Below are 19,371 nucleotides of genomic sequence, written 5' to 3'. Positions count from 1 at the left end.
TCGGTCGTCTAAATCAACATGAAGTGCCTGCGTGCCAGGCCCGATCCAAGGAAACTCCGATGAAGTTCGAAGGCACCCAGTCCTACGTCGCCACAGACGATCTCAAACTTGCCGTTAATGCGGCCATCACCCTGGAGCGTCCGCTTCTGGTGAAAGGCGAGCCGGGCACTGGTAAAACCATGCTGGCCGAGCAACTGGCTGAATCATTTGGCGCGCAGCTGATCACCTGGCATATCAAATCCACCACCAAAGCCCATCAGGGGCTTTATGAGTACGACGCCGTCAGCCGACTGCGTGACTCGCAGCTGGACTCCGACCGTGTCCACGACGTACGCAACTACATCAAGAAGGGCAAGCTGTGGGAGGCGTTCGAGTCCGAGCAGCGCGTCATCCTGCTGATCGACGAGATCGACAAGGCCGATATCGAGTTCCCCAACGATCTGCTGCAAGAACTCGACAAGATGGAGTTCTACGTTTACGAGACCAACGAAACCATCAAGGCCAAGCAGCGGCCGATCATCATCATCACCTCGAACAACGAGAAGGAACTGCCCGACGCCTTCCTGCGCCGCTGTTTCTTCCACTACATCGCCTTCCCTGATCGCGACACGCTGCAGCGGATCGTCGACGTGCACTACCCCAATATCAAGAAGGATCTGGTGGCCGAAGCGCTCGATGTGTTCTTTGATGTACGTAAGGTGCCAGGCCTGAAGAAGAAGCCGTCCACCAGCGAGCTGGTCGACTGGCTGAAACTGTTGATGGCCGACAACATCGGCGAAGCCGTCCTGCGCGAGCGCGATCCGACCAAGGCGATCCCGCCGTTGGCCGGCGCCCTGGTGAAAAACGAGCAGGACGTGCAATTGCTTGAACGTCTGGCGTTCATGAGTCGTCGCGCCAGTCGCTGACCGGCGGCGGCTCACAGGAGTCGGACGCCTCACTTACTGGAGAAGATCCATGCAAACGCATACCGGTAGTTGCCTCTGTGGCGTCGTTCGTTATCGCATCGACGCTCCGATCAACGAGCTGACCCATTGTCACTGCAAGATGTGTCGCAAAGCCCACGGTGCGGCTTTTGCCACTTATGCGGGCGTGCCGCTGGATGCGTTTCACTTTCTCTCCGGCAAGGATCAGTTGGGTGTCTATCACTCGTCCGACCATGTGACTCGGACGTTCTGCATTCGCTGCGGCTCCAACCTGCAATTCGTCGACAACCGCGAGCATGAGCTCGGCGTTGCTGCCGGCACGCTCGACTCGCCGTTGCCCGCCCCGTCTCAGGAGCACATCTTTGTGGGCTCGAAGGCGGACTGGTACGAGATCCGCGACGGACTCCCGACGCACGACGAAGACCGCTGACCATTAATACAAGGTGCCGCGATGACGGCACGCCTGAGGTTCTGCCATGTTGCTTGGCCTGTTCAATGAGATGCGCGCCGCCAAGGTTCCGGTGTCGGTGCGCGAGCTGCTCGATCTGATCAATGCGTTGAAACACAACGTCGTGTTCGCCGATATGGATGAGTTCTATTATCTGTCCCGGGCGATTCTGGTGAAGGATGAGCGGCACTTCGACAAGTTCGATCGTGCCTTCGGCGCCTATTTCAAAGGCCTGGAAAATCTGGATCAGCATATCGAAGCCTTGATTCCAGAAGAGTGGCTGCGCAAGGAGTTCGAGCGTTCCTTGAGCGATGAAGAGCGCGCCAAGATCGAGTCGCTAGGTGGCTTGGACAAGCTGATCGAGGAGTTCAAGAAACGTCTCGAGGAGCAGAAAGGCAAACATGCCGGCGGCAACAAGTGGATCGGCACGGGCGGTACCAGTCCTTTTGGCTCCGGCGGCTACAACCCCGAGGGCATCCGCATCGGTGACGCAGGCAAGCGTCAAGGCAAGGCAGTGAAGGTATGGGATCAGCGCGAATACAAGAACCTCGACGATCAGGTCGAGCTGGGGACGCGCAATATCAAGGTCGCGCTACGCCGCTTGCGCAAGTTCGCTCGCCAGGGCGCGCAAGACGAACTGGACCTGGACGGCACCATCGACCACACCGCTAAAGACGGCGGCCTGCTGAATATCCAGATGCGCCCCGAGCGTCGCAATGCGGTGAAGCTGCTGATCCTGTTCGACATTGGCGGTTCGATGGATGCGCACGTCAAGGTCTGCGAAGAGTTGTTCTCCGCCTGCAAGACGGAGTTCAAGCACCTCGAGTACTTCTACTTTCACAACTTCATCTATGAGTCGGTCTGGAAAAACAATTTCCGCCGGACTTCCGAACGCACCTCGACCCTGGACCTGCTGCATAAGTACGGTGCCGACTACAAGGTGGTCTTCGTTGGCGACGCGGCCATGGCGCCCTACGAAATCACCCAGCCTGGCGGCAGCGTAGAGCACTGGAACGAGGAAGCCGGCTACGTCTGGATGCAGCGCTTCATGGAAAAATACAAAAAGCTCATCTGGATCAACCCTTACCCGAAGGATACCTGGGGCTACACCTCTTCCACAGGCATCATCCGCGACTTGCTGGAGGACCGCATGTATCCACTAACCTTGAGCGGACTGGAAGAAGGCATGAAGTTTTTGTCGAAATAGGTCGCTATCGATCTTCAGCTGCAGGGACGCACCGATGAAAACACGATTGGCCCTTTGGGCCGTCACAGCCGTGACGGCCATCTCCATGGCCGGTGCGCTACAAGCAGCCTTTGGCTTATCAGGTGAGCGTGCCATACATAGCATCGGTGCCAATGCGCCAGCGATAGCCCGCTTTGCGTTGGGCTATGAGCAGACCATCATTATCGTGAATCTTGCCGCTTCGGCTCTGCTACTGATTTGGTGGCTAACCGCAACGGCCAAGCCGACTCACCGACCCACGTTGAGGCTAGCAAATGCTGCCTTCGGTAGTTGGATACTGGTCCAGATGCTGGTGATCTGGACGGCTGTCGTAGGCATTCTTCAGCAGGTGTCAGGGTTAGGCGATGGGGAGCCTATTCAAGCTGCCTTACTGATCATTGGGTCCTCTTCGCTCACATGGCTAATCCCGTCGACCTTCTGCTTGCCTATCTTTCAGTTAGGTCTGGGGGAATGGGCTTACCGCGTCACCGCGCAAGTAACACATCCCCAAGGCGTCCGGACTATCGCTTTGACGGAAGCGGGCTAGCCGTACGACGGCGGCGTCGATAACGCTGTGGAAACAGAGCCTGGCGAAGCAAGACGAAAAGGCTTTCGATGATCCACGCAAGCAACAGTGCGCAGCTTAGGCCCCAGGCGATGGCCTCGGGCGCCAGCAGTACCTGAAAGCGGTAGCTATTCCAGACCTGGCGTCTTATCTCACTGTTTGCCCCGACCAACACGTGCCAGGCCTGTGCGTACCAAGGCCCTTCCATGATCCGCCATTCACGATCAAGCAAACGGGCGCGCTCGACCAATGCCGAAACGCTGCGCGCGTCGCTCTGAAACACCGCATCTTCGCTGGCTCGGTAATGCTCGACCAAGGCGTTCAGATCACCTTTGAAAAATCGCCCGGCTGTTTCCTGGAACCCAACCAGACCCAGCTGCGCCTCCAGCCGACGCGCCTCGACGTGATCACTGTACGCATCGATGAAGCCCGGCACCTGAATACCGATGAGCAACCCAAGGGCAAACAAGGTCAGCCGCAGATAGCTTCTCAACATCATTGCACCTGCCCGCGCGCAACACACTCGCCCAGACGCCACAGCGTCCATTCGCCCGATTGATGAATATCCCACTGCTCGTTGTCGGTTAATGGCTCGGTCGCCAGCACTGTCACGACGTCGTTTGGCGTCGTCTCCGCATTGAAGTCCACCGTCAGTTCAGCATCTTTCAGTTGCGCCGGGCCGAAAGGGGCGCGACGGGTGATCTGCGCCAGCTTGGTTGAGCAGAAACTGAACAGCCATTCACCATTACTGAGCAAGCAGTTGAATACGCCTTTGGCACGGTAACTGGCACAGGCATCGAGCAGATGCGGGACCAGATCCTCCGCAGCGACCCGCTCGGGAAAGTCGCCGCGTATGAGATTGAGCAAATCGCAGAATGCCGCTTCGCTGTCCGTATCACCTACCGGCTGATAGAAGCCGCGAGCCGGGCTGAAATCCGCTAGTTGGCCGTTGTGGGCAAAACACCAATGCTGCCCCCACAGCTCCCGGACGAAAGGATGCGTATTGACCAGCGCAACTTTGCCGACGTTGGCGTGACGGATATGGCCGATCACCACATGACTTTTAATCAGGTAATGCTGAACCATCTTCGCCACTTCCGACTCGCAGCTGGCCACCGGATCTTGGAACAGTCGCAGACCGCGGCCTTCGTAGAACGCAATACCCCAGCCGTCCTTGTGTGGTCCAGTGCGGCCGCCGCGTTGCATCAGTCCGGTAAAGCTGAAGTGGATGTCGGTGGGTACATTGGCGCTCATGCCGAGCAGTTCACACATGCGCTATCTCCCGATAGGTTCTGCTGCGCCTTGGGTGAGAAAGGTTCAGCGTCAGAGTCTGGGTTCGGTCCGCGCCTCGTAGCGGTTCATCGGACGGTAGTCCTCTTCGTCGTCATCCTCGAGTCGTTCGCGCAGGGTACGAGGGTCCTCATGGCGCGATTCGCTCGGGTGCTGTTTCGCCCGCCGCTCGATCAGCCAACGTATAAGCACAAAAACCGCATAGATGGCGAATGCAATCAAGCCGTAGAGCGCGAGGTCAGCCACGGCACGCCAGGCATTACTGCCGACCTTGAACAACAGATCCAGAGCTGTAATGGCGACCGCCGGGGCGAACAGATCCTTTGCGGGATCGACGATGGTCGGCGTCAGCAGCAACACGGCCATGATCAGCCGCAACGGCTCGCGCAGCCAGCGCCACAGGGGACGGGTGATGCGCAACCAGACCAGCAAGCAGCCCAGCGCAGCGATACCGTAGGCAGACCAGGCAAGCAAATATTCATTGGCGGGTAGGAACATGGCGATCTCTGTACAGGCCGGAGGAAGCCCCGGCATTAACGCCGGGCATGATAACAGTCGTGAGCGACGGCACGGCTAGCCAACTGATGCAATGCAGCTGGCCATTGCGCATCCAACGCCGTATAAACCCTGAAAAAAAACGCGTTGCAGCCCATATCGCGTGCCTAGAAGCCATACTTGTAGCAACCGACATTTCAGGAGATTCATCATGATCTACCAGCATATTCTGGTCGCCACCGACCTGAACGACGATTGCCATCCAGTGGTCGCGCGCGCTCAGGCGCTGGCGACCGCCAGCGGTGCGAAACTGGCGTTGGTCCATGTCATCGAACCCATGGCGATGGCCTTCGGTGGGGACGTGCCAATGGATCTTTCAATGCTGCAACAACAGCAGTTCGACCAAGCCCGTGAGCGCTTGGCCGGGTTCGCTGATCGTTATCCGGGGCTAACCGCGGAACAACGCCACCTGGCCTACGGTCAGCCTCGTCAGGAAGTTCACCGACTGGCCAAGGAGCAAGGCTGTGATCTGGTAGTGGTGGGTAGCCATGGCCGCCACGGCCTCGCTTTGCTGCTTGGCTCCACGTCCAATGACATCCTGCATGGTGCGCCCTGCGATGTGCTCGCCGTACGCCTGAAAAAACCCGAGTGATCCGTCGCCCGGCCTGAGTCAGCTGGTTCAGGCCGTTTCGACTCCGTCCCCGGCACTCATCACAAGTGGCCGAATCTTTTGCAGCTGCGTCTCCAACGAGTAGGTCAGGCTCGATGCCATGGAGAAGAAGGTCAGGAAGGCCTTTAAGTTCGAGTCCTCGTGACAGGTATCGTGGATGCGCTGCCAGAACGCTTGATTGACCAGCTGCAACTGCTGGAACGACCTCACCAATCCCCGCAACTCCCAATCGGCGTGCCGTCCTTCGCGCAGGTTGAAGTACTGTCTCGCCAGGTACAGCGATACCGCCCGAAGTACAAACTCCTGATTGCTCGCGAACGGCAAATGCTGATGGGCCATCGGCTTGAGCCGGCCAAGTATCGGACATGCACTGGTGGCCATGATCACACCCAGAAGCGCGCGCAATCCTTCTTCCAGCCCGACCAGCTTGTTGTACTCCCGCTCAGGGGTACGGACATGCACCTGCGCTTTACGAATGGCGGGCAGACCTTGGAAATCCTCGATGACTCGATGCAGGTCGACCGCCGCCGGGCAATGGCTGAACTCGTTACGACTCAACGGGCAATTGTTGCACTGCTGATGATCCAGTCGCGTCCATCTCGGCGCCAGCTTCGCAGTCTCGTGATCAAAGACACGGTCCGGCTCGATCCGGTAGCTGAACTCATGCTCGTCATCGAGGATGATTCGGTATTCGATTGCCATCTATGCTCCGTCTGCTGGCAGATATCGTTATCTTCACAAAGTCCCGCTCAACGCAGACTCGTAAGTCGCACGCTCTATCGGCGAACGTGCGGGTCTTGCAGGCCGGGGTCACGTCGTTGCGGACGGCTCAGCCCTCCAACTCGGCCCAGCGCTCGAGCAGCGCATCGAGTTCCAGCTGCATCGCTTCGAGCTTGGCGATGGTTTCGCCGGTCCGCTCAGCACTCTGCTGATAGAACGCCGGCTGTGCCATCTCCTCTTGCAGCGCAGCGATGCCCTTTTCCACTGCGTCAATCTTGCCCGGCAGTGCTTCCAGCTCGCGCTGAACCTTGTAACTGAGCTTTTTTTTCGCCGGGGTCGGCTCCGCAGGCGCTTGCTGTGCAGCCGACTTGGCCTGCGCCGCCTCGGCCTTCGCCTCTTTGCTCTCCTTGCCTTCACCGACGCCGAGCAACTTTACCGAGCCGCCTTGACGCAGCCAATCCTGATAGCCGCCGACGTACTCACGGACCACGCCATTGCCTTCGAATACCAGCGTGCTGGTCACTACGTTATCGAGAAATGCCCGGTCGTGGCTCACCATCAGAACCGTACCCTGGAAACTCAGCAGGACTTCCTCCAACAGCTCGAGGGTTTCCACATCGAGATCGTTGGTGGGCTCATCGAGGACCAGCAGGTTGGCGGGCTTGCTGAACAGCTTGGCCAGCAAGAGCCGTGCCCGCTCTCCGCCGGAGAGCGCCTTAACCGGCGTACGGGCGCGCTGGGGACTGAACAGGAAGTCTCCGAGGTAGCTCAGTACATGTCGGTTCTGGCCGTCGATGGTGATGAAATCGCGTCCCTCGGCAACGTTGTCTATGACGGTCTTTTCCAGTTCCAGCTGGTGACGCAGTTGGTCGAAATATGCCACTTCCAGCTTGGTGCCGGCTTCTACCGTGCCGCTGGTTGGTTGCAAATCGCCAAGTAGAAGCTTGAGCAACGTGGTTTTGCCGGTACCGTTAGCGCCGAGCAAGCCGATACGGTCGCCACGCTGCAACACCGTCGAGAAGTCGCGAATCAACAACTCGCCCCCCGGATGTCCGAAGCTCGCATGCTCGACAACGATGACCTGCTTGCCAGACTTCTCAGCCGCATCGATCTGAATGTTGGCCTTACCCTGGTGCTCGCGTCGTTCGCTACGTTCAGCACGCAGGGCTTTCAGCGCTCGCACGCGCCCTTCATTGCGGGTACGCCGCGCCTTGATGCCCTGGCGAATCCACACTTCTTCCTGAGCCAGCTTCTTGTCGAACAGCGCATTGGCCGTCTCTTCGGCTGCCAGCTGCTGCTCCTTGTGCACCAGGAAGCTGGCGTAGTCGCCGTTCCAGTCGATCATATGGCCGCGATCAAGCTCAAGAATGCGGGTTGCCAGGTTCTGCAGGAACGCGCGGTCGTGAGTGATGAACAGCACCGCACCGTTGAACCCGGTGAGCGCTTCTTCCAGCCAGGCGATAGCGCCGATATCCAGGTGGTTGGTGGGCTCGTCGAGCAACAGCAGATCGGGCTCTGACACCAGCGCCTGGGCCAGCAGCACGCGCCGTCGCCAACCACCGGACAACTCGGCGAGGGTTTTATCGGCCGGCAACTGCAAGCGGCTCAAGGTGCTGTCCACCAATTGCTGCAGGCGCCATCCATCCTTGGCTTCGAGCGCCTGCTGGACATGCATGAGCTTATCGAGATCGGCTTCGTTCTGGATGTTCTGGCTCAGATGATGATATTCGGCAAGCAGCTGCCCTACCCCGGCCAGCCCCTCAGCCACCACATCGAAGACGGTACGCTCATCGGCAATTGGCAATTCCTGCGGCAACTCGCCAATCTTCAACCCTGGCGCTCGCCAGATTTCGCCGTCATCCGGTAGCTGACTGCCCTTGACCAGGCTGAGCATGCTGGATTTGCCAGTGCCGTTACGCCCGATAATACAAACCCGCTCACCCCGCGCAATCTGCCAGGACACTCCATCAAGCAATGGATTGTTGCCATAGGCGAGGGACACATCGGTCAACTTGAGCAGGGTCATGACTATCTCCGGAAAACAGGGCGCGCATTCTAACAGAAGGCATCGCCCCGCCGGGCTGCAGCGGACGCCTGGCGGCCTGTTTGACGATAAATTCCCGCCGGTTCGTCAGCTTCTGCCCGAGCGGACCAAGACAACCCGGACCTGGCACGGGCATGACGCTCGTCGGAAGTTTCGCTTTGAGCCTTTCAAGCGCTTAATCCTCGTTTAACTGCTTGACCGGCCAAGCTAAGCTAGCCGCAGAAATTCCCGTACCTCCCCCCCGTTTTCGGAAGTCTCATGCGCGGTCGACTCTCCAGTATTTGTTTGTGTTTGTTTCTCTCCATCATCACCCTTGAAACCACCCAAGCTGCGAGTTTGCAGCAGCAGCGTCAGTTGTACGACGAAGCCAAGCGGGCCTTGGCCAAGGGCGATAGCGGACCATACCGGCGCCATGCCAGCGCCCTGCGTGACTATCCGCTCGAGCCCTATCTGGCATATGACGATCTGACCGCACGCTTGAAAACTGCCAGCAATGACGAAGTGGAGAAATTTCTCGCCGAGCATGGTGATTTGCCACAGGCGAGCTGGATGAAGTTGCGCTGGCTGCGGCGGCTGGCGGCACGCGGCGACTGGCGGCCCTTCGTCGCTCACTACGACCCAAAGATGAACTTCACCGAACTTGACTGCCTGTATGGTCAATACCAGCTCATAAGCGGTCAGAAGGAACAGGGCTATGCCACCGCCGAAAAGCTCTGGCTGGTGGGCAAGTCCCAGCACAACGCTTGCGATGCCCTGTTCGAACGTTGGGAAGACGCGGGGCAGCTTACCGAGGCTCTACGCTGGAAACGGGCCAAGCTGGCAGTCGAGAACGGCGACTATGGCCTGGCCAAGTTCTTGGTCAAAAGCCTGCCGACGCTGAAAACACAGGGCGAGCTTCTGCTCGATGTCGCCCAGAAGCCACAGCTGCTCAGCCAGCCTGAACGCTTCTCGCCAGCCACAGAGACCATGGGTGATGTCGTCTCGATCGGCTTACGTCGGTTGGCCCGAGCAAACCCGGAGCAAGCCCTTGGACTGCTCGACAGCTACGCCAGGCGGATGTCCTTTTCGGCGGAAGAAAAGGTCTCCATCGCACGTCAGATCGGCCTCACCCTGGCCAAGCGTTTCGACCCCCGCGCACTGAAAGTCATGGCTGAATACGACCCAGAGCTGCGTGATGACACGGTCAGTGAATGGCGGGCTCGCTTGTTGCTCCGCCTGGGCCGCTGGGATGACGTCTATGCGCTGACTCAGCGATTCCCCGAAGAGCTCGCCAACACCAATCGCTGGCGGTACTGGAAAGCGCGCAGCCTGGAACTGGCCAAGCCCAAAGATGAGCGAGCCGTCCAGCTCTACCAACCGGTCGCTGGCGAGCGCGACTTTTACGGTTTCCTTTCGGCTGACCGCATCCAGGCGCCCTACAAGCTCAACCATCAGCCCCTCGCGCTTGACCCAAAGCTGATCCAGAAGGTTCGCAATACCGCTGGGATTCGCCGCGCCATGGAATTCCATGCTCGCGGGCAAATCGTTGATGGGCGCCGCGAGTGGTATCACGTCAGCAGGTTGTTCAGCCGCGACGAGCTGGTCGCTCAGGCGCGACTGGCCTATGAAATGGAATGGTACTTCCCTGCAATTCGTACCATTAGCCAGGCGAAGTATTGGGACGACCTGGACATCCGCTTCCCCATGGCCCATCGCAGCAGCCTGGTGAACGCCGCGAAAGCGCGTGAAATCCACCCCAGCTGGGTGTTTGCGATCACTCGCCAGGAAAGCGCATTCATGGCCGACGCCCGCTCCCATGTGGGCGCCACAGGCCTGATGCAGTTGATGCCGGCTACGGCGAAAGAAACGGCCAAGCGCTTTGGCATTCCGTTGTCGTCGCCCCAGCAAGTGCTCAACCCCAACGTCAACATTCAGCTAGGTGCTGCCTATCTCAGCCAGATTTACGGTCAGTTCAACGGTAACCGAGTGCTAGCCTCGGCCGCTTACAACGCCGGACCCGGGCGGGTTCGCCAATGGCTGAAGAATGCAGACCACCTTCCGTTCGACGTGTGGGTCGAGAATATCCCGTTCGATGAAACCCGCCAGTACGTGCAGAACGTACTGACCTATTCGGTCATTTACGGGCAAAAGCTCAACTCGCCACAACCACTGGTGGAATGGCACGAGCGCTACTTCGATAATCAGCGCTAAGGCGTAAGGATTGGATGAGCTGCGGTGTATGTTTGGCGCCGCAGCAGGCGCAGAAAGGCTTAGTTGTGGCACCGTTTCAGGTGCGGTGGCTTGCCCCAGCCGAGGTTACTCGAGCACTTCAACAGGCATGCCAATCTGCAAGAGGCCTGTGCCTTCGGCGATCAGATTCTGACCAAAGAATACGCCGCCAACGCCCTTCCGGTAGTTCATCAGCGTAGCCAGTGGCTCGCGGACGGGGCTCCGTTCACCGCTCAGCGGATCGATAGTCGGGATGATGCAACGTGAGCAAGGCTTGACCACGCGGAACGCCAGATCACCGATGCGAATGCGCCGCCAGCCATCCTCGGCGTAGGGCGCCGCCCCGGCGATCACTAGATTGGGCCGAAACCGGCGCACATCGAGTATTTGCCCAACCCGGGCCGAAAGATCATCGAGTGATCGCTGGCCGATCAACAGAAACGGAAATCCATCGCTGAATGCCGTGCGTTCGCCTGGCCGGGCATAATCCTGATCGACCTGGATGCCCCGAGACGTGGGCAGATGAACCAGTCGACAAGGACGACCAAGCAGGCGTGTCAGCCACTCAGCTGCAGCGTCGCCAGCATCGGGCACCTGTAGACTTTCGCGCCAGATCAGCACGCCACGCTCAACGCCACTCTCCTCCGGAACCGCAACAGCCAACGCATCCATCCCCGGTGCCGTCAACAGTAGCTCGGCGTCACCTTGCCAACGAGCGTTCAGCAACGCCATGCCGGGCAGCATTCGCTGGGTCAGGAATTTTCCACTTGCGGCGTCGACCACCATCCAGCGCCGGTCACCACACAAGCCAAGCTCGTCACATCGTTCCTGCTGCAGAAGCTCTGCCGAACCGGACTTGAGCGGAAAACGATACAGCGAGGCAAGATGCATGTGGGGCCCTCGAGCGATTGGTCAGGTCAGCGTGTTTCGTCCAGCAACAAACGCTCACGGACGACATCCACCAGTTTCTCCGGCTGAAACTTGGAAAGGAAGTTGTCACAGCCAACTTTCTGCACCATTGCCAGATTGAAACTTCCGGAGAGGGAGGTATGCAACACCACGTAAAGATCACGCAGGCGCGGATCGTTGCGGATCTCCGTCGTGAGCCGGTAGCCGTCCATCTCCGGCATCTCGGCATCGGTGAACACCATGAGCAGACGATCAGTGAGCACCTCCCCACTATCTGCCCAGGCCTTCAGTTTGTTCAAACCCTTCATGCCATCGCTGGCGGAGTGCACGGTGATACCCAGCTGGCTCAAGGTTTCCCGCAGCTGCGCCAGGGCAACGGTCGAGTCGTCGACGCATAACACTTCACGCCCCCTGGCGCGCTCGAGCACCGGATCAGTCAAGCGCTCCGGCGCGATGCTCGTGTTGTAGGGCACGATCTCAGCCAAGACCTTTTCCACGTCTATGACTTCGACCAGCCTGTCCTCGACCTTGGTGATCGCTGTGAGGTAGTGCTGCCGTCCCGCGGTGGTCGGCGGGGGCAACACTTCCTCCCAGTTCAGGTTGAGGATGCGGTCCACGCCGCCGACCAGAAACGCCTGAATCGAGCGATTGTATTCAGTCACGATGATGGTGCTGCGCTCATCCGGGACCAAAGGTCGCAAGCCAATGGCACGCGACAGGTCGATGACCGGCAGCGTCTGCCCGCGCAGGTTGACCACGCCGCATACGGAGCCGTGCCGATGCGGCATCAGCGTCATCTTCGGCAGCTGCACGACTTCCTGCACCTTGAACACGTTGATCGCGAACTGCTGCCGTCCGGACAGACGGAACATGAGAATTTCCAGGCGATTCTGCCCCACCAAACGGGTGCGTTGATCGACTGACTCCAGAATGCCGGCCATTGCGGGCTCCTTTGGCGAATAAGGGACTTAGGAGCTATCGGCCGTAAGTGCCTATGCTTTATCCACTGGCGATAGATTTTGTCAGCCCTACCCGCTCGTTGCGCTCGTATCTGAACCGCAAAGGATCAAGCGGATGGATCATCGTGCTCGATCAGTGGCTCGTCACGCAGCAGCGGGCTGTCCGCAGGTAGATGCAACCGCAGAGCTCGGCGCTTCACGGAGAAACGCATCTGCTTTGCGGAGACCGGTTCGCCGTCAAGATTAATGCTGATTTCTTCGGGCGCCTCTACCTCGAACCATGGCGCACGGGCTTTTACCGAAACCGTATCGATGCCCAGCAATCCGCCACTCAGCAAGGTCCCGAGCGTCCCAACCGCATCGGCCGGCGCAGGAACGATACAGATATCGAGCAACCCGTCGACGATCGAGGCCTGAGGGCAGAGTTGCTGGCCGCCACCCGACTGGCGACCGTTGCCAATGCCCAGCGCCAGAAATTCACCCTCCCAGGTAAACTCGGGCGCCACAAAGCGTCCCCAGGTAGCCCGCAACTCACTGAAGCGCGACAAGCCGGTCAGGAGATAGGCACTCCCGCCCAGAACCCGTTTCAGTTCTGACGAAGTGGTAGCTGTCACTTTAGAGCCGAAACCACCCGTCGCCATGTTCATGAAAAGCTCGCCGTTCATTTCACCGACGTCGACCCAGACGGGTTCGCGATTGAGCAAGGTGAGCGCATCAAACGGTTCCAGCGGTATTTCTGCTGCATGGGCAAAGTCATTGGCGGTGCCCAGCGGCAACAACGCCAAACTCGCGTCAACGCCGCTGTCTATCAAAGCCTGCGCCATCTCCCGTAAGGTCCCGTCACCGCCTCCTGATACCAGGGTCCGATAACCTGCCGCCAGCGCTTCCTTGACCAGGCGCGCGGTGTCCCCCGGCTCCCACGTCACCCGGACGGCGAGCTCGTTACCCAGCTGACGCCATTCGGTTACGGCTGCTCTAAGTTCTTCGTTGAGCCCTTGCTTCCCATGAAGGACGAGCAATGCCTTGGGTTCATTCATGCAGGTCGTTCCAGTCATCCGTTTCAGTATGCGCAGATAGACACGCTCCAGGCGCATAAAGTTGTGAAAGGTTCCTTTCTACAGGCTTAAGCCGGGCACGCAAAACACTGACCATCGGTCAGCGAAAGATGCGCAAAAAGCCCGAAAGCCGACCGCTTTGATCGCTTTATCACTTAGATATCAACCAGTTGCGTAGTGCATTTAATTCTTTCCGGGCAATTGGCTCTTTCCACGATCCCGGTGAACTCATTTCTGGAAGGGCGGTCGGAGCACTTGTCCAGATGAGGGTTGCAATAGCGGCCTGCCATCAGAACCGCGGATCGCGGCGATCAAAACGAGTATTGAGCTAGCAATAGCCGTAGGAAGGAGCCTTGTATGCGCTTACAGTCCGTTGGAACCCTTGAGTACGCCCACCCCAGTTTCGTCGATTACTTTCTTGCCAGCATTCGCCTTATTCACGGGCTGACCTCTGTGCTGCCGGGCGTTCTGTTGTTGCTGTTTCTGCCCCTTGACCTGCCCGCAGGCGGAGGCACGTTCAGCACCTTCCTGATGTTTTTCGGCGTGATTAGCGTGGTTATCTTTCAGTCGGTAGGCATCTACAGCGAGGAAGTGTTCAGCACGTTGCTGCGCTTTCGCACCATGCTCGTTGCCTGGGCCGCGGCTTTCAGCTTGATGATTTTCATGCACCAGGGCCTAGGCATGTTCGGCTACCTCGAAGCCAAACATCTGACCTTCTGGTTCGTCACCAGTGGCATCCTGTTCGGCGCCGAGCGACTGATGATGCTCGCGCTGTTCCGTCGTCTGATGGCGAAAGGCGTGTACCTGCAAAATGCCGTAATCCTTGGTGGCACCGACAACGGCGTGCGCGTTGCCGAGTATCTGGCTCATCACCGCGATATACGCACCGGTGTGCTCGGTTTCATTGACGACCGCCTCGAGCGCCTGCCGAAGACGTTGGCCGACCTGCCGCTCCTGGGCAACACCCGCGACCTGGAACAGATGATCCGTGAGGAAAAGGTCACCCAGGTACTGGTCGCGCTGCCCTGGTTCGCTGACAGCCGCATCGGTCAGCTGATCAACGAGTTGCGCAGACTCCCCGTCAACGTTCTGCTGGTACCGGACATGGTCGCTTTCCGCCATGCCAACAAGCGCATTACCGAAGTCGGTGGACTGCCGACGCTGATTGCCTCGGACCTGCCGCTGCGTGGCTGGTCGCCAATGTTCAAGCGCATCGAAGACATCGTGCTCTCCAGCCTCGCTCTGCTGGCGGCTGCCCCGGTCATGCTCCTCCTCGCGCTGGCGATCAAGCTCGACTCGCCCGGCCCTGTGTTGTTCAAGCAGAAGCGCTACGGCTACAACAACCGGCTGATCGAAGTGTTCAAGTTCCGCTCGATGTACCACGCCAAGTCGGATGCCAACGCCGAACAGCAAACGACGCGCAACGATGACCGCATCACCCGAGTGGGTCGTTTCATTCGTAAAACCAGCCTCGACGAGCTGCCACAACTGCTCAACGTATTCCTTGGCAGCATGTCCATGGTCGGTCCGCGCCCCCATGCAACCGCGACCAAGGCTGCAGGCGTGCTGTTCGAAGACGCAGTATCGGAATATTCCGCACGGCATCGCGTCAAGCCGGGCATCACCGGCTGGGCGCAAATCAATGGCTACCGCGGCGAGACCGACACCCTGGAGAAGATCGAGAAGCGCGTCGAGTACGACCTCGATTATATCGAGCGTTGGTCGGTCTGGTTCGACATCTACATCCTTGCCCGCACCATCCCCGCCCTTCTGTTCAACAAGGATGTTTACTGACTGCCACACGCATTGACCAGCTCCATCCTGGCAACAAGCCACATTCATGCGCGAGCGCAGCAGGAAGATTGAACTAATGAAGCGAGCCAATATCAGATTTGCGTTCTGCAACAGGCAGACCTGTATGCCCACGACACCTGGGCTACGAGGCTGAGCGAAATGTTCCAGAACATATTGATTGTCTGTGTGGGCAACATCTGCAGAAGCCCCGCAGCAGAAGCGTTGCTAGCCCACAAACTTGAAGGCAAAGGCCTGACGATAAGTTCGGCAGGCATAGGTGCTCTAGTAGGCAACCCAATGGACAAGACTGCACATGAGGTGCTTAGCGACCACGGAGTGGAACACGCGTCCCACCGTGCCCGTCAGGTCGATAGCGAAATGCTGCATCGCGCAGACCTGATCCTTGTGATGGAACAAAGCCATGTCCAGCACATTCGTCAGATCGCACCCGAAGTACATGGCAAAACCTTCCTGCTGGGTAAATGGCTGGACGATACGGAAATCCCTGATCCCTACCGCCAGTCCAAGCCCGCATTCGAACATGTTCACAGCCTTCTGACTCAGTCCGTCGAAAGCTGGCTTCCTTACCTGAAATAAGAAGAAGGAACTTCAATGACCACCATGCCACGACCCATCTATGAGACAAAAGAGGACAAGGACATTGACCTGGCCCACCTCTTTGACACGTTTCTAAATAATCGAGGGCTGATACTCACGATTACGGGGTTCTTCGCCGCTCTGGGCGTTGCCTATGCCCTGCTCGCGACGCCGGTATATCTGGCAAGCGCGATGATTCAGATCCAGGCGAAAGGTGGCTTGCCAAGCCTAACCGATGTGGTTGGCACCGCCCCAGCCGTTTCGCCGGCGCAGACCGAAATCGCACTACTCAAGTCGCGCTCGGTGGTTGGCGGAGCGGTCGAGGATCTGAACCTCGACATCATCATCGAGCCTCACCACTTCCCGGTATTCGGTGGTTATATCTTCCGTCGATTCGAGCCCACCGAAGAAGGTGAGCTGGGCTGGTATCCCGAAGGCTTCGAATCCTACGCCTGGGGTGGCGAGTCGTTGCGCGTCACGCAACTGATCGTGCCAGACAAAATGCATGGGGAAGAGCTGACACTCGAAGCTGCTGAAAACAACGGATTCATCCTGCGCGACCCCGAAGGCGAGGTTGTCGTGCAAGGGGTCGTCGGCGAGCCCATCGAGACCCCGGATTACGGCATCACCGTGGCAGAGCTGAACGCACGGCCGGGCACCACCTTTACAGTGATCAAGAACCGCACCTACGCCACCACCGAGGACTATCAGAATCGCCTGAATGCCGGGGAGCGCGGCAAGCAGTCGGGCATCCTCAACGTGACGTTGGAGGGCACCGATCCAGAAAAAGCAGTCACGGTACTTGAGGCAGTAGCGCAACGCTACGTCGACCAGAACATTGCGCGTAACGCGGCGGAAGCGACTCAGAGCCTCGAATTTTTGAGTGAGCAGGTGCCGGAGGTCCGCAAGAAGCTCGACGCCGCGCAGACAGCCCTGAACGAGTTCCAAACAGGCAATCGTTCGGTGGATATCTCGGCGGAAACCCAGTCGGTGCTCGATCGCATCGTTGATCTGGAGAGCCAGATTTCCGAGCAGAACCTCAAGCGCACCGAGATGGAAAGCCGCTTCACCCGTCAGCACCCTAATTTCCAGGCGCTGATGAACCAGATCAATCAGTTGCAAGCGCAAAAGACTGAACTGGAAAAGCAGATCGGAACCCTGCCGTCTACTCAGCAGGAGCTGCTGCGCCTCAACCGCGATGTAGAGGTTTCTTCTGAGACCTATTCGATGCTGCTGAACAAGACTCAGGAGCTGGACATCATTCGTGCCGGGACCGTGGGCAACGTGCGCATCGTTGACCACGCTGCGGCAGACATCGATGAGCCAATCAAGCCGAACAAGCCGTTGATTGTCATCGTCGCCACACTGCTTGGCGGGATTCTTGCGGTCGCCTTCGTATATGTTCGTGAAGCACTCAAGCGTGGCGTGGAAAATCCAGAAGAGATCGAGCGCGTTGGCATTCCGGTGTACGCGGCGATTCCGTTCAGCGAGAAGCAGGGCCTGCTGGAAAAGCGCCTGGCCAATTTCAAGCGGGACAAGAGCAGCGCTTCGTATCTACTCTCGATCAATGATCCCGCTGATCTGGCGACCGAAGCGATGCGCAGTCTGCGCACCAGCTTGCACTTCGCGATGATCGAGGCGAAGAACAACATCCTGATGATCACCGGCCCGAGCCCGGCGGTGGGCAAGTCGTTCGTGACCAGCAACCTCGCCGCAGTTATCGCGCAGTCCGGCAAGAAAGTGCTGCTGATCGACGCCGACATGCGCAAGGGGTATCTGCACAAGGTCATGCGCTGCCAGGGTGAAAAAGGCCTATCCGACATCCTGTCTGGCCGTATCACGCTGTTCGATGCAATTCAGAAAACCCAGCTGAATAACCTGCACGTGATCACCCACGGTCAGCTACCGCCTAACCCATCGGAACTGCTGATGCACGAGAACTTCTCGCGCTTCGTCAAAGAGATCAGCAGCATGTACGACCTGGTGATCTTCGATACTCCGCCGATTCTGGCCGTCACCGACGCTGCACTGGTCGGCAGCCAGGCCGGCACCACCCTGATGGTGACGCGTTACGGGCTGAACGGCGTGAAGGAAATTGAGTTCGCCAAGCGCCGCCTTGAGCAGAACGGACTTCTGGTCAAAGGCGTTATCTTCAATGCCGTGGTGCGCAAGGCGTCGACTTATAGCGAGTACGGTTATTACCAGTACGAGTACCAGAGCAAGTAATGCCTCTCTGGCTTTAAGCAAGCCCCGGCCACATTACCCAATTGATGCTATCCGAACCGCTCTCCTGATTATCAAGGAGAACGGCTCGCATCGTTTGCTTAGCTGAACATCAACAGGGCCGTCGAGTTGACAGTGGCCCTCTGGAGATAAAGGTCATCATGGAACGTCGCCCCCTTTCTCTATTGTTTCGCACCGCAAGGTTGATAGCCGGCCTGACGATTGCCGGATGCGTGTCGTTTGTGCAAGCGCAGCCCAGCGAAGATAAAGGCATCGACCTGATCGGCATCAATATGTCTGGTGCAAACTTCGCTCCGCATATCACGCCTGGAAAACTGGGCACCAATTATTTTTATCCCGAAGAGAAATACTTCAAATATTACGCGGACAAGAACATTCGCTTGATTCGGTTCCCCTTCATCTGGGAGCGCCTGCAACATGATCTATACAAAGGCGTCAATTTCGATCAGATGCGGCTACTCAAACGAACGCTCGACTTCGCCGCCCAACATAACCAGAAGGTCATTCTGGATATGCACAACTATGGGCGGTACAAGGGCAAGCTGATCGGTTCGCCACACGTACCCTACGAAGCTTACGCAACTGTTTGGCGCAAGCTTGCCGAAGAATTCAAGGACCACCCCGCATTGTTGGGCTACGACATCATGAACGAGCCCCACTCCACCGATGGGTTGTGGCCTGGAGCAGCACAGGCAGCGGTCGATGCCATCCGCAAGGTGGATATGGACAGCTTGATATTCGTCGAAGGTGACCGCTGGGCGAGCACCTTTCACTGGCGCTACGTCAATGAGGATTTTCTGATCGAAGATCCGGCAGACAAGATCATTTACGAGGGACACCTGTACCTCGACAAGGATTTTTCCGGGCGCTATGCGAAGGACGAGGTGGTCGATCCAATGTTAGGGGTGGAGCGCGTTCGGCCGTTCGTCGAGTGGCTGAAGGAAAACAACCTGAAGGGTTTTCTCGGCGAGTACGGTGTGCCTGGCCATTCCGAATCGATGCTGGTCGCCATGGACAACCTGCTCGGCTACCTCAACGAAAACTGCATGCCCAGCGCCTACTGGGCCGGCGGCCCAGGCTGGGGCAAATATGTTTTGGCCATTGAACCGCTCAACGGCAAGGACAGGCCTCAGATGGATGTCCTGCAAAAGCACATTCCCAATAGCTGCAAGGAGTATGGCCCTACCCCGCAGCCTTGACAGGCTTGTGGCATGTTAGCGGCGAA

At 58.3% G+C, this 19,371-nt stretch carries 18 protein-coding genes; 10 read left to right on the top strand and 8 right to left on the bottom strand.

Annotation, left to right across the window (positions count from 1 at the left end; genetic code table 11):
- Positions 1 to 59 precede the first annotated feature (59 nt).
- The 4 genes from ACIGHL_RS06315 to ACIGHL_RS06300 are packed head-to-tail and all read left to right on the top strand — an operon-like array spanning position 60 to position 3,143.
- The gene (locus tag ACIGHL_RS06315) at positions 60 to 905 is read left to right on the top strand and encodes an AAA family ATPase (RefSeq protein WP_019341637.1); all 846 of its coding nucleotides are present in this window, start codon (positions 60 to 62) and stop codon (positions 903 to 905) included.
- A 49-nt stretch (positions 906 to 954) separates the two neighbouring features.
- Positions 955 to 1,353 carry a GFA family protein gene (locus ACIGHL_RS06310; RefSeq protein ID WP_128120615.1) on the top strand — a complete coding sequence of 133 codons (399 nt, stop codon included), beginning with the start codon at positions 955 to 957 and terminating at the stop codon, positions 1,351 to 1,353.
- Between the two features lie 46 nt (positions 1,354 to 1,399).
- The gene (locus tag ACIGHL_RS06305; protein ID WP_064482145.1) at positions 1,400 to 2,578 is read left to right on the top strand and encodes a vWA domain-containing protein; all 1,179 of its coding nucleotides are present in this window, start codon (positions 1,400 to 1,402) and stop codon (positions 2,576 to 2,578) included.
- Between the two features lie 34 nt (positions 2,579 to 2,612).
- A complete protein-coding gene (locus tag ACIGHL_RS06300; protein WP_128120614.1) occupies positions 2,613 to 3,143 on the top strand; it encodes a hypothetical protein in 531 nt (176 codons plus the stop codon).
- Here ACIGHL_RS06300 and ACIGHL_RS06295 read toward each other — a convergent pair.
- Genes ACIGHL_RS06295 through ACIGHL_RS06285 form a run of 3 tightly spaced genes read right to left on the bottom strand, consistent with a single transcriptional unit; the run spans position 3,118 to position 4,949 of the window.
- Complete coding sequence (locus ACIGHL_RS06295; RefSeq protein ID WP_128120613.1) at positions 3,118 to 3,657, bottom strand: DUF2937 family protein; 540 nt, start codon at positions 3,655 to 3,657, stop codon at positions 3,118 to 3,120. The genes ACIGHL_RS06300 and ACIGHL_RS06295 overlap by 26 nt on opposite strands.
- Positions 3,657 to 4,433: a class II glutamine amidotransferase gene (locus tag ACIGHL_RS06290; protein ID WP_128120612.1), complete on the bottom strand. Its 777-nt coding sequence runs from the start codon at positions 4,431 to 4,433 to the stop codon at positions 3,657 to 3,659. Before ACIGHL_RS06290 ends, ACIGHL_RS06295 begins: the two co-directional genes overlap by 1 nt.
- 51 nt (positions 4,434 to 4,484) lie before the next feature.
- Entirely contained in the window at positions 4,485 to 4,949 is a 465-nt protein-coding gene (locus tag ACIGHL_RS06285; RefSeq protein WP_064482142.1) for a hypothetical protein, read from the bottom strand.
- Between the two features lie 208 nt (positions 4,950 to 5,157).
- Between ACIGHL_RS06285 and ACIGHL_RS06280 the strand changes: the two genes are divergently transcribed.
- Positions 5,158 to 5,598 (top strand): universal stress protein, encoded by a 441-nt coding sequence (locus ACIGHL_RS06280; RefSeq protein WP_019341630.1) that lies wholly within the window; start codon positions 5,158 to 5,160, stop codon positions 5,596 to 5,598.
- 27 nt (positions 5,599 to 5,625) lie between these two features.
- On the opposite strand, the gene ACIGHL_RS06275 is transcribed toward ACIGHL_RS06280, so the two are convergent.
- Both ACIGHL_RS06275 and ACIGHL_RS06270 read right to left on the bottom strand, forming a co-directional pair.
- Entirely contained in the window at positions 5,626 to 6,318 is a 693-nt protein-coding gene (locus tag ACIGHL_RS06275; RefSeq protein WP_128120611.1) for a DUF6901 family protein, read from the bottom strand.
- A 127-nt stretch (positions 6,319 to 6,445) separates the two neighbouring features.
- Entirely contained in the window at positions 6,446 to 8,362 is a 1,917-nt protein-coding gene (locus ACIGHL_RS06270; protein WP_128120610.1) for an ATP-binding cassette domain-containing protein, read from the bottom strand.
- A gap of 276 nt (positions 8,363 to 8,638) precedes the next feature.
- On the opposite strand from ACIGHL_RS06270, the gene ACIGHL_RS06265 reads away from it, so the two are divergent.
- Complete coding sequence (locus ACIGHL_RS06265) at positions 8,639 to 10,570, top strand: transglycosylase SLT domain-containing protein (protein ID WP_128120609.1); 1,932 nt, start codon at positions 8,639 to 8,641, stop codon at positions 10,568 to 10,570.
- 105 nt (positions 10,571 to 10,675) lie between these two features.
- On the opposite strand, the gene ACIGHL_RS06260 is transcribed toward ACIGHL_RS06265, so the two are convergent.
- The 3 genes from ACIGHL_RS06260 to yegS all read right to left on the bottom strand — a co-directional run bounded on the left by ACIGHL_RS06260 (position 10,676) and on the right by yegS (position 13,493).
- On the bottom strand, positions 10,676 to 11,479 hold the full coding sequence (locus ACIGHL_RS06260; RefSeq protein ID WP_128120608.1) for an MOSC domain-containing protein: 804 nt from the start codon (positions 11,477 to 11,479) through the stop codon (positions 10,676 to 10,678).
- A gap of 26 nt (positions 11,480 to 11,505) precedes the next feature.
- Positions 11,506 to 12,438, bottom strand: a complete 933-nt coding sequence (locus tag ACIGHL_RS06255) for a chemotaxis protein CheV (RefSeq protein WP_064482137.1) — start codon at positions 12,436 to 12,438, stop codon at positions 11,506 to 11,508.
- 125 nt (positions 12,439 to 12,563) lie between these two features.
- Positions 12,564 to 13,493: a lipid kinase YegS gene (yegS, locus tag ACIGHL_RS06250; RefSeq protein WP_128120607.1), complete on the bottom strand. Its 930-nt coding sequence runs from the start codon at positions 13,491 to 13,493 to the stop codon at positions 12,564 to 12,566.
- 375 nt (positions 13,494 to 13,868) lie between these two features.
- Here yegS and ACIGHL_RS06245 point away from each other — a divergent pair, with 375 nt between their 5' ends.
- The 4 genes from ACIGHL_RS06245 to ACIGHL_RS06230 all read left to right on the top strand — a co-directional run bounded on the left by ACIGHL_RS06245 (position 13,869) and on the right by ACIGHL_RS06230 (position 19,345).
- Positions 13,869 to 15,305, top strand: coding sequence for an undecaprenyl-phosphate glucose phosphotransferase (locus ACIGHL_RS06245; protein ID WP_128120606.1), 1,437 nt, complete (start codon positions 13,869 to 13,871; stop codon positions 15,303 to 15,305).
- A gap of 159 nt (positions 15,306 to 15,464) precedes the next feature.
- Positions 15,465 to 15,902: a low molecular weight protein-tyrosine-phosphatase gene (locus tag ACIGHL_RS06240; RefSeq protein WP_128120605.1), complete on the top strand. Its 438-nt coding sequence runs from the start codon at positions 15,465 to 15,467 to the stop codon at positions 15,900 to 15,902.
- A 15-nt stretch (positions 15,903 to 15,917) separates the two neighbouring features.
- Entirely contained in the window at positions 15,918 to 18,128 is a 2,211-nt protein-coding gene (locus ACIGHL_RS06235) for a polysaccharide biosynthesis tyrosine autokinase (protein ID WP_128120604.1), read from the top strand.
- A 158-nt stretch (positions 18,129 to 18,286) separates the two neighbouring features.
- Positions 18,287 to 19,345 carry a glycoside hydrolase family 5 protein gene (locus ACIGHL_RS06230; protein WP_241509156.1) on the top strand — a complete coding sequence of 353 codons (1,059 nt, stop codon included), beginning with the start codon at positions 18,287 to 18,289 and terminating at the stop codon, positions 19,343 to 19,345.
- The last annotated feature ends 26 nt before the right edge of the window (positions 19,346 to 19,371 follow it).

Origin of the sequence: Pseudomonas sp. NPDC077451, assembly GCF_044543345.1 — a bacterium.
Taxonomy (GTDB): domain Bacteria; phylum Pseudomonadota; class Gammaproteobacteria; order Pseudomonadales; family Pseudomonadaceae; genus Stutzerimonas.
This window is presented reverse-complemented; position numbering and strand designations above follow the sequence as displayed.